Source organism: Mesorhizobium sp. M4A.F.Ca.ET.020.02.1.1 (assembly GCF_004022645.1).
In the GTDB taxonomy this organism is placed as follows: Bacteria; Pseudomonadota; Alphaproteobacteria; order Rhizobiales; family Rhizobiaceae; genus Mesorhizobium.
Genome location: NZ_RZOI01000171.1, coordinates 1 through 9,504, shown reverse-complemented (window position 1 = coordinate 9,504; position 9,504 = coordinate 1). Strand labels below are relative to the sequence as shown.

At 62.0% G+C, this 9,504-nt stretch carries 9 protein-coding genes and 1 pseudogene; all 10 read right to left on the bottom strand.

The window, feature by feature from the left end:
• Positions 1-408: pseudogene (locus tag EN742_RS13565) on the bottom strand (Flp pilus assembly complex ATPase component TadA); the annotation flags it as partial.
• A 494-nt stretch (positions 409-902) separates the two neighbouring features.
• Positions 903-1,826, bottom strand: coding sequence for a nucleotidyl transferase AbiEii/AbiGii toxin family protein (locus tag EN742_RS13560; protein WP_128332907.1), 924 nt, complete (start codon positions 1,824-1,826; stop codon positions 903-905).
• Positions 1,784-2,644 carry a type IV toxin-antitoxin system AbiEi family antitoxin domain-containing protein gene (locus EN742_RS13555; RefSeq protein WP_189375310.1) on the bottom strand — a complete coding sequence of 287 codons (861 nt, stop codon included), beginning with the start codon at positions 2,642-2,644 and terminating at the stop codon, positions 1,784-1,786. The genes EN742_RS13560 and EN742_RS13555 overlap by 43 nt, the downstream gene beginning before the upstream one ends.
• A gap of 179 nt (positions 2,645-2,823) precedes the next feature.
• Entirely contained in the window at positions 2,824-3,261 is a 438-nt protein-coding gene (locus tag EN742_RS13550) for a CopG family transcriptional regulator (protein ID WP_128332905.1), read from the bottom strand.
• Between the two features lie 5 nt (positions 3,262-3,266).
• A complete protein-coding gene (locus tag EN742_RS13545) occupies positions 3,267-5,252 on the bottom strand; it encodes a conjugal transfer protein TraG (RefSeq protein ID WP_128332904.1) in 1,986 nt (661 codons plus the stop codon).
• Positions 5,253-5,274: 22 nt separating this feature from the next.
• Positions 5,275-7,014, bottom strand: a complete 1,740-nt coding sequence (locus EN742_RS13540; protein WP_128332903.1) for a VirD2 family relaxase/mobilization nuclease — start codon at positions 7,012-7,014, stop codon at positions 5,275-5,277.
• Between the two features lie 243 nt (positions 7,015-7,257).
• Positions 7,258-7,953, bottom strand: coding sequence for a lytic transglycosylase domain-containing protein (locus EN742_RS13535; RefSeq protein ID WP_348628216.1), 696 nt, complete (start codon positions 7,951-7,953; stop codon positions 7,258-7,260).
• Between the two features lie 77 nt (positions 7,954-8,030).
• Complete coding sequence (locus tag EN742_RS13530; protein WP_348632858.1) at positions 8,031-8,459, bottom strand: DUF736 domain-containing protein; 429 nt, start codon at positions 8,457-8,459, stop codon at positions 8,031-8,033.
• Positions 8,438-8,983 carry a S26 family signal peptidase gene (locus EN742_RS13525; protein ID WP_128332902.1) on the bottom strand — a complete coding sequence of 182 codons (546 nt, stop codon included), beginning with the start codon at positions 8,981-8,983 and terminating at the stop codon, positions 8,438-8,440. The genes EN742_RS13530 and EN742_RS13525 overlap by 22 nt, the downstream gene beginning before the upstream one ends.
• Entirely contained in the window at positions 8,980-9,498 is a 519-nt protein-coding gene (locus EN742_RS13520) for a DUF2840 domain-containing protein (protein ID WP_127405160.1), read from the bottom strand. Before EN742_RS13520 ends, EN742_RS13525 begins: the two co-directional genes overlap by 4 nt.
• Positions 9,499-9,504: the final 6 nt, after the last annotated feature.

Genomic DNA, 9,504 nt, shown 5'->3' with positions numbered 1-9,504 from the left:
GTCTGTCATAACGCCAGCCGCCACGTAGTCTTCGAGTGTGAAGATCGCGACAGCTGGCTTGCGGATGGCGAAGGCCGGCGCGGCGACGACCGGCGGCAGCAGTCCTTCGAACCGTTCTCCGGTTTCGGGCAATTCGGCAGAGATCCGTGGAGAGCGCGGATGCACTTCCGCGCCGACGTGATGAGCCACCAGGCGCACGATGCGCTCGCCATCGGCGGCAGACAGCACCTTCCCCGTCTCGGCCAGACCTTCGGTGAGGCGGTCCACCCAAATCCGGCCGTCGGGATTCAGCATGACTTCGACGACCACGGGATCGTCCAGCAGCCGTGCTATTTCGGCTCCGAGCGCCGTGCGCAGCATGCGCGAGCTGCGGGCGCGTCCTTCGCTATTGTTTTGCGAAACCGTCATCTCGTCCCCGTCTTTCCGTTGGGGACAACTCGGATGGTCCCCGCTCGGGGATGACTAAGAGAACCGGATATCGGTTCGCTTCAACAAGTATATCGAGGCGTAGTAGCGTGGCGTGTAATTACAGGAGAGCGGCGGTGCGGCTGCCTTTTCTCGTTGATCGGAGAGCGATCGGGGTCGGATCGGTAAACCGGGCTCCCCACAACTCACGTCGCCGCGAGCCGCGCCTGTTATTGCCGATCTTAAGGAGAGGACACCGACGCGGGGGATTGCGCATCCGTCGCTAGATTCATCAGCGATAGCCCATAACCGCCATTTATACGCAATCGCGTATAAAGGCGCTCTATACGCGAGTGCGTATAGTGCGCGTGCAGATGACAGAAGAAGGGCTGCAATGATGAGCCTCGGTGTTGAACCGAACCGCGGCCCTCCGACCTCGAGGATGGCCTTGGTTGCCGTCGATAGGGAATGCGTCGAGCGGCAAATCTTGCTCGACTTCAACTGGAACCGAGGCCGAGCACGCGCTCCAGATTGTCATACGCCGCACGCTGCCTCTCTCGCGGCATGCGTTCCAGATTGTGCAGCTTCCAGCGGACCGCGGGAAGCCTGTCGGCGCCCACGACATCGAGCAGGCTCCAATCCGGTCGATTGGCTTTGAACGATATAAGAAATTTGCGCTGATTGTCGGTCAAAGCCCTGTTGAGGTCGCTGACCAGTCGTTCGCGAACGGTGAGGAGTTCGTCGAGGCTGACTTCGACCTGGGACATACGGACGAATTCCCCTTCGTAGATGCCGGCTATGTTCTTGCGGGTGGGTTGCAACAGTTCTGCCATCGTCCGGTTGTGGCTGATGAGGTAAGCCAGAAAGGTCCTGACCAGATCCTCGGTGAGGCCCTCGCTTTCAAGGAGCAGCTTCACGTCAAAAAGATCCCGCGGATGCTGCCGGTCGAGTGCGGCACAGATTTTTCCGGCATACAGGTCCGGAAAAGACAGCAGTTGCATTTCGACATAGCCGAACTGCTCTTCGACCGCCGGCGATACTTCGCGCAATTCCTCTGGAAGCACGGACCCGCGTAGCACCGGGGAGAGCTCGATCTTGATTCGGTCGGCGCCCTGCGAAATGAAGAGGCGCAACGCATCGGCCTGTTGCTCGAAGGAGCGAATGATTTCGGTTCCGGGCATCGCGGCGCTGATCGCGTCCGCGATGCGGGCAAGCGCCTCCGCCACGTTTTTCAATGCCGTGTCGCGATCATCCATCGGCAGATAGACAAGGTCGATGTCGACGGAGAGGCGCGGCAGGTCGCGGACAAAGAGATTGATGGCGGTGCCGCCTTTCAGCGCAAACGATTTCTCGACTGCCACCAGTGGCAGGATGCGGGTCAGGAGGCGGACTTGTCCGTAGTAAGGGCTGGTGCTGTCCACATCTCCTCCGGGATGGTTATGCGATATTTTGAATCGAGTCTGCCGTCCTTGGCCAGAACCCTGTTGCCGCTACCAAGGCCGAGCGCATCGAGCGCTTTGGGAGCGGGCAGCTTCTTGAACCATGCATAATTATTGCGCTCGGCCATCCAGTAGAACAGGCGGCGAACCTTGACGCTGGTGCACTTGCGCAAAAGCTGCTCCATGCGCCGTGGCGAAAGCGTCGTCATCCCCTGAAGCAGTTGATTGGCGTGCTCGAACGAGACCGTCTCCGGAACATCCATCAGCACCTCCAGATAGGCCCTTTCGGGCGATGATAAGGTGACAGACCAAAAATCCTGCTGCCGGCCCGGAGCTTGCACATCTACAAGCGTGCGCTCGACCGGATCATATTCGCGGTGGACGAGCCCTAATCCCAAAAGCGAGGGAAGGCCGTTGTGGCGTATGAATTTTACGGTCGGTATCGCATGGTTCAGCCAGGCCGGCAAAGCGGCCTTACTGTAAAGATGCACTGTCCTTTGGCGCGACAGCGGCAGGTAATGCGCAAATCCCTGCAGCTCGAGCGCGGTCAGCCCGCCGACACTAAGATCCCTGCCGAATATGCTCTCCAAGGCGGCCACCACGCCTTGCCAGGTCAAATGAGTGCCGGGCCGCACATAGACGCCCGGCGCCAGCGATCTGAGCTGGTTGCTTTTGAGCAGATTATCCACTGCATGACGATCAAATTGCGGGCTTTGCTTCTTTAGCCATTGCTTCGTTACCGGAAGCCCCTCTGGTAGCAGGGTTTGAAGCAGCGCTCGGCGATCAGCATTCGTTGGCATGGTTTGTAGATTTCCGCATACGCGGCGATGATCGCCGCAATTTTCCATTTTTATAAACTATCATGATCGCCATTGGTTTACAACAATTGGAATTTGCGGCGATTATCGCCGCATTATGGAAAAAATGTAAACACATCTGTCATTAGCTGGACACCCGCCGACAACGCAAAGTGATGCGCCTAAACCCCGCCGGATTCTTTCGGATCGACATCCTCCGAAATCTCCTGCCGCAGCTTCGGCCCCTTCGCCAGCCGCCGGCCCAGGGCAGTGACAAAGGCCTCGTAGCGTTCCGCTGCCTTGGATCGCGCAGCCTGTGCTGCTGGCTCCGGCAGGGCGGGCGTAGTCGCCAACCAAAAGCGGACGAACACGGCCAAGGTCTCGACCGCGATGCCGCTATCGCGTTCCTGCCTGGCCAGGCGGCGGTCGACCTGGTCGAGGCGCTTGGTGATCGCGGCCTCGCGACGCTCATCCGCATCGGGCGACAGGAACGAAGCGATCGCGGCTTCGGCTATCATGGACTGGGATTGATCGCGTCGCGCCGCATAGTCCTGAAGCATCGTCATGAGGGGCGGATCGAGATAGACGGAGATCTGCACTTTCTTCTGGCGAGCGGTCATGGCGGCTACAACTCCATGCCATCATCGGGGTCCAGGGAAACCTGCCGTGCCACGCCCTCTACGAGGCGGGCCAGGCGTCGATTGCTGACGGCATCATCGTCGCCATCGTCGACCGGGTCGATCTCGAACTCGTTCTCGGTCGAGACCGTCTTCTCGGCTGGCGGCGCGCGATTGAGTTCGGGCTGTTGACGCTGCTCTGATCCAGTCGGATCTTCATCGTCCTGTCGCGGCGAGCCTGGGGGAGCGGCGGCCTCTTGGCCGGCCAGGACCGGCAGGTGGCTCCAATCATCGGGATGCCTTCCTTCTGGACGCACCAGTTCAGGTGGCGGCAGGACGCGCTCCTTGAAGCGAACATCCTCATAGTAACGCGCCTTCTGGGCTCTGATCGGCGGCACACCCGCCACCATCACGATCTCGTCGGTCGGTGGAAGCTGCATGACCTCTCCAGGGGTCAGCAACTGGCGGGCGGTCTCTTGCCTCGACACCATGAGATGCCCGAGCCAAGGCGACAGCCGGTGACCAGCATAGTTCTTCATTGCCCGCATCTCCGTCGCTGTGCCCAGCGCGTCGGAGACACGCTTGGCGGTTCTTTCGTCGTTGGTCGCGAAGCTGACGCGAACATGACAGTTGTCGAGGATGGAGTTATTCGGGCCGTAAGCCTTTTCGATCTGATTCAGCGACTGAGCGATCAGAAAGCTCTTCAGCCCATAGCCTGCCATGAAGGCCAGCGCGCTCTCGAAGAAGTCGAGGCGGCCGAGCGCTGGAAACTCATCCAGCATAAGCAGCAACCGGTGGCGGCTGGTCCTGGTATGCAGGTCCTCGGTCAGGCGACGTCCGATCTGGTTGAGGATGAGGCGTATGAGCGGCTTGGTCCGATTGATGTCGGACGGCGGCACGACCAGGTAGAGCGTCGCCGGTTGCTTGCCGCCGACGATGTCGGCGATCCGCCAGTCGCAGCGCCTTGTCACCTCGGCGACGACGGGATCGCGATAGAGGCCGAGGAAGGACATGGCGGTGGATAGCACGCCGGAGCGCTCGTTGTCGGATTTGTTGAGCAGTTCGCGCGCAGCACTGGCGATGACCGGATGCGGGCCGGGTTCACCGAGATGCGCGGTTCGCATCATCGCCGCCAGCGTAGACTCGATCGGACGCTTCGGATCGGAGAGGAAGGCGGCAACGCCGGCGAGCGTCTTGTCCTTCTCGGCATAAAGGACGTGAAGGATCGCGCCGACCAGCAACGCGTGACTGGTCTTTTCCCAATGGTTGCGCTTCTCGAGGCTACCTTCCGGATCGACCAGAATGTCGGCGATGTTCTGGACATCGCGAACCTCCCATTCGCCGCGGCGGACCTCGAGGAGTGGATTGTAGGCCGAGGATCTCGAATTGGTGGGATCGAAGAGCAGCACGCGACCGTGCAGTGCGCGGAAACCGGCGGTGAGCTGCCAGTTCTCACCCTTGATGTCGTGGACGATCGCGGAACCCGGCCAGGCAAACAGCGAAGGCACCACCAGGCCGACACCCTTCCCCGAACGGGTCGGAGCAAAGCACAGAACATGCTCGGGTCCGTCGTGGCGCAGGTAGTGGAGATCGTAGCGCCCGAGCACGACGCCGTCAGCACCAAGCAGGCCAGCCGCCTCCACTTCTCTCCTGCCGGCCCATCGAGCCGAACCGTAGGTGAAGACATTTTTGACTTCACGCGCCCGCCAAACCGACATGCCGATCGCAACAATGATCGAGAGGAAGCCTCCGGACACGGCGATCAGTCCGCCTTCCACGAAAACATTCGGAGCGTAGGCGTCGTAAAAGTACCACCACCAGAACAAGGAAGGCGGATAGTAGATGGGCAGGCCGGCCAGATCGAACCAGGGCGGCCCGAGTTGCGCCTGGTAGCCCAGCCTCCACGCGGTCCATTGCGTCGCTGTCCAGATCGTCAACAGGACGATCAGGACGACCGTGAGTATCTGGCCCCAGAGGATTTTGGTGGCGGACATGGCATGATCCCTTCTTGTGTCCTTAGAGGCCAAGCCCCCGCTTGCGGCCAAAGCTCCAGTCAACACCTCCGCCATCACGTGAGACACCGGAGACATGCTGGCCGAGATGTTTTTCGAGGGAGGGCGTCCAAGGCACGAGTTGAAAGCCAAGGCCGTCGTCGACCATGGCAAAGCGGCCTGACGCAAGCGACAAGCGCTGGCGATAGATGCCGGCGACATAGGCTCCACTGGCAGGACGGTTGAACGGCTGTCCGGACTCGGCCGCGATCTTTGCACCGACCAGTTCGAGTTCTCGGCGGCGCAATGTCTCGATCAGGTTGCTGTTGAAAACAACGCGCGCACCCAAACGCTTCGCAAGGCCTTCGCTGATGAGGTGATCGGCCCGCTGATCCAAAGCCTCGTGAACCTCGGCGCCGAAGCCACCTGCGCTCAAGGCGGCGGGCTCGCGAGCGATGGCTTGCCTGTCGAGCCAGGTCGCCCCAGCTGCCGTGATCTGCTCATGCAGGCCGAGGTCGGAGCGGACGGCGAGTGCAACCCTGCGCCGGCCCCTCGCATCTTCGAAGCTGCGCAATTCGACGATCGACCCTGGCGGGCCGTCCCCAATTGCCTCCAGATCGCCAAGTCTGATGTGGTGCGTGCGTCCGTCGACACCGTCGACGACGGCGTAGGCTGTGCCGCTCAGCTCGTCGTCGAGACCGCGATCGAGCAGCCGCCCGACAATGGGTGTATCGAGGCTTTCGGCGGCCAAGACATAACCGCCCGACCCGCGCTCGATCCCGCGCTCGGTCAAGGCGCGGTGCATTCGTTTGATGATGTCGCCACGCTCGCCGAGCGCGCGCAGGGTCGTCTCGGCCCTGTCGTCAATCACCCATTGACCTTGGGCAACTTGATCGGCAAGACCAAGGGCTTCGAGCTTGCGCAGGCGGCCGACCTTTTGCACGTGATACTCGTCGGTCGGCCTATAGGCACTTGGGGTAAGATCGATGGTGCCGGTGCGCGACATGTCGCGGCGCAGTTGACGATCAAGCTGGGTCCAGCGTTCGGCTTCGATCTGCCGCTGCAGATTGCGGCGGATGTCGAGATCCGACCGAGGGCCCAGTTCCTGGGTAACGAGATCGGCGGCTCGGGCGCGCATCCCTTCCTTGATGTAGTCGCGTGAGATGACCAGATCTTGCCCGTCACCTGTGCGTCCACGCAGGATGACGTGGATATGGGGATTGTCGGTGTTCCAATGGTCCGCCGCGACCCAATCGAGCTTCGTGCCGAGATCCTTCTCCATATGCCGCATAAGGTCGCGGGTGAAGGATCTGAGGTCGGACATCTCCGGCGCATCCTCTGGCGAGACGATGAAGCGGAAATGGTGTCGGTCGCCATCACAGCGCTCGGCAAACACCTTGACGCTGGTGTCATCGGTCTCGGGGCTGAACATGCGGGCCTTTTCCCCGTCACGGGTCACGCCCTCGCGTTGCAGGTAGGAAAGGTGTGCGGTGAGCGGCACGCCACGCGCCGAGTGACGAACGACGCGGGTCTTGATGACCGTGACGCGCGAGCGACCGGTCAGCAGGCGGTTGGCCTGGATGTTGGCGATCCGGCCCCGGCCGAAGCGCGATCGGTTGCCAGGGCTGATTTGACCGGTGCGGGAGATGCTTCCACCAGCTTTCTTCGCCGCCGCCAAGGCCTGGGCGATGAACGGCCGCACGGCCTGATCGCGGTTGGTGCGTATTCGCCCCGGTCGGATGCGAAGCTCGCGCTCATCGGCCATGGCGTTGTCCTGCAACGTGGAAAAGAGGATGCCGATACAAAGCCTTGGGGATTCGACGCACATTGCGCCGAATGACCGCAATGTGCGCAGGGCACCTGAAAATCCCCAAAAACCAACCGACCGGCCAGCACACAATGTGCGGGCTTTTATCTAGCCATCCCTCGGTTGTGTTGCTTGCCTCTCCCCTCTCCGCTCGCCTTGCTACGCCGGAGCACGAGATGATGCGAAAAGCGCTCACGCGGCTCATTGCGCGGACCTTTCACTCGCTCTGGGCACGAAGACGCCAGTTGAGCGAGGTTCGGCGTCAGCCCGTCTTGCCTTGGGCACAGCCTCCGAACCATCATCGCGGAAACGCCTCAGTTGCAGCGAACGGTCGCCGACCCGATCGCCCGGCTGCACAACGAAGAGCGATGCCAGCTTCCAGTTGTGCTGGGTCGGGACTGCCGGACCAACAGCTTCCCCTGCGCCGTCATTGCCGATGGCGGATGTAACGACGGTGACATAGGCGCGCGTTTCGCGAGGCAGCCGCCTGCCTTGCAGTGAGGCCTCGTAGCGTCCGGGACCGGCGTTGTAGGCGGCGATCCAGCCGGGCGATCCGTAGCGGTCGAGCAGTTCGCGGATATAGGCCGAGCCTGCGATGATGTTGTCGTGCGGATCGTAGGGATCGCGGCCCAGCCGGTACCTGTCGCGCAGGCCGAACCAGGTATCAGGCACAATCTGCATCAGACCCATGGCGCCCTTGCGCGATATGGCGCGTTGGTCGCCGGCGCTTTCGGCGATGAGAACGGCGCGGATCCACGCGGGCGGAAGGCGAAAGCGCCTCGCCGCTTCCGCGATGTGGACGTCATAGAGTTTGCGCGCCGACGGCAAGTCGACTGTCGGGCTCTGCGCCAGGGCATGCGCGGAAACCAGGCATAGGATGCTGAGCCCGCCAAGCACGCCAAGAGTTCTGCGCCTGCACGTGCGAGGCGATGCGGGCGCTCCCGGTTGGGTCGTCGACCGACGGCGCGCGGACATCACCTGTCCTTCTCTGCGCGCTCACGCGGGCGCGACCATTGCAAGGACCAGGACTTGTTGTCGTCGCCGTTCTGGAACAGATAGGCGCGGATCGGCTGCGCGAAAGTCGGGTCATCTAACTGCAGCGTTACGAACTCGCCGGCCTTTTCGCTCGAGTGTCTCCAACCGGCGCCGATCGCGGTGCCGTCTTCTGCGCCAGCGTGCACACGATAGTCGGGCGCATTGTCCGCATCGCTCGCTTCCGCCACGACGATCGCAACCTCGAGATTGAGGCTGAGCGTGCGGATTCGACCTGAATACCCCGTCTGATGGCGGATAAACTCTCCGATCTGTGGCATGTCCTGTCTCCTGTCTTGATGGGTGCGGTGACGATCCAACGGCACGGAAGGCGCCGCCGGTGGCGCGCTCACCGCGCGGACGCGCGCCATTGGAAGCGGCCGTCGCCCTGCTCATCCGTCCACAGGGGAACCGCGCGGCCGACGATGTGATCTATGGGAAGGAGGCCGAAGTAACGTCCGTCGAAGCTGTCACGGACTTGACTGTTCATCAGGAAGACGGCGCCGACGGGAATGGGCCGGCAGCCCTGCCAATCTGGCAGATCGCGACCGGCGCGATCGCGTTTGAGCGCCGTGCCGACTTCGGTGCCATCCGCGGAAATGGTGAGCCCTTTCCGACACACGGTCTGGCCAGAAACTGCAACGACGTGCTTGAGCAACAGCACGCCCTTCGGCAGATAGCCGCGGTCGGCAAGCAATGTTGCGAGCGGTTCGGGTGCCTCTATGGCAACGAGATCGGTTGCCGAGAACGGCACGCCGCCGTCGATCAGGTACAGGCCGATTGGCGTGCTGGCTGAAGCATTCCAGATGAACCTTGGCGACGTCGCGGTAGCCGCGGGAAAGAGCATGGCCGTGGTCGCCAACGCGGTCGCCACGAAAATTACGGGCCGCGTCATGGCTGAACCCGCCGGCGGAGCAAATGGGCGCGGTGAAGATCCAGCGTATAGGCGCGTGGCTCCTGTGCGGCCGTCAATCGGTTGTGGACATGCCGCCAGTGATCGGCTGAGACCGCTTGCGGATCGATGCCGAGTTGCTCGATGCCATCGATCGTTTGCAACACCCGCTCCACCTTGGGCCAGCCCTCGGACCTGAGCAGGATGTCGCCGCCGGGTCGCACGAAAGGCAGCGTCTGGTGGGCTTCGCCCTCGCCAACGACGCGCACGATATCGACACGGGAAATGATCGTGCCGAAGTCGTTCGCGGCCCAGCGAACGAAGGCAAAGACGGCGCCAGGACGAAACGAAACAATGCGCCGGTGGCGGTCGAGGACCTTCTCCTGAGCGACCGAACCGAAGCGGATCCAGGACTCGATCTTCTTCTCAACCCACGTTAGTTCGACGTGGGTCAAGCCATCATCGTCCATCGCGCCGAGCCCCGAGCGGCCTGAACGGAAGTCAACGACAGTGCCCATTGGCTG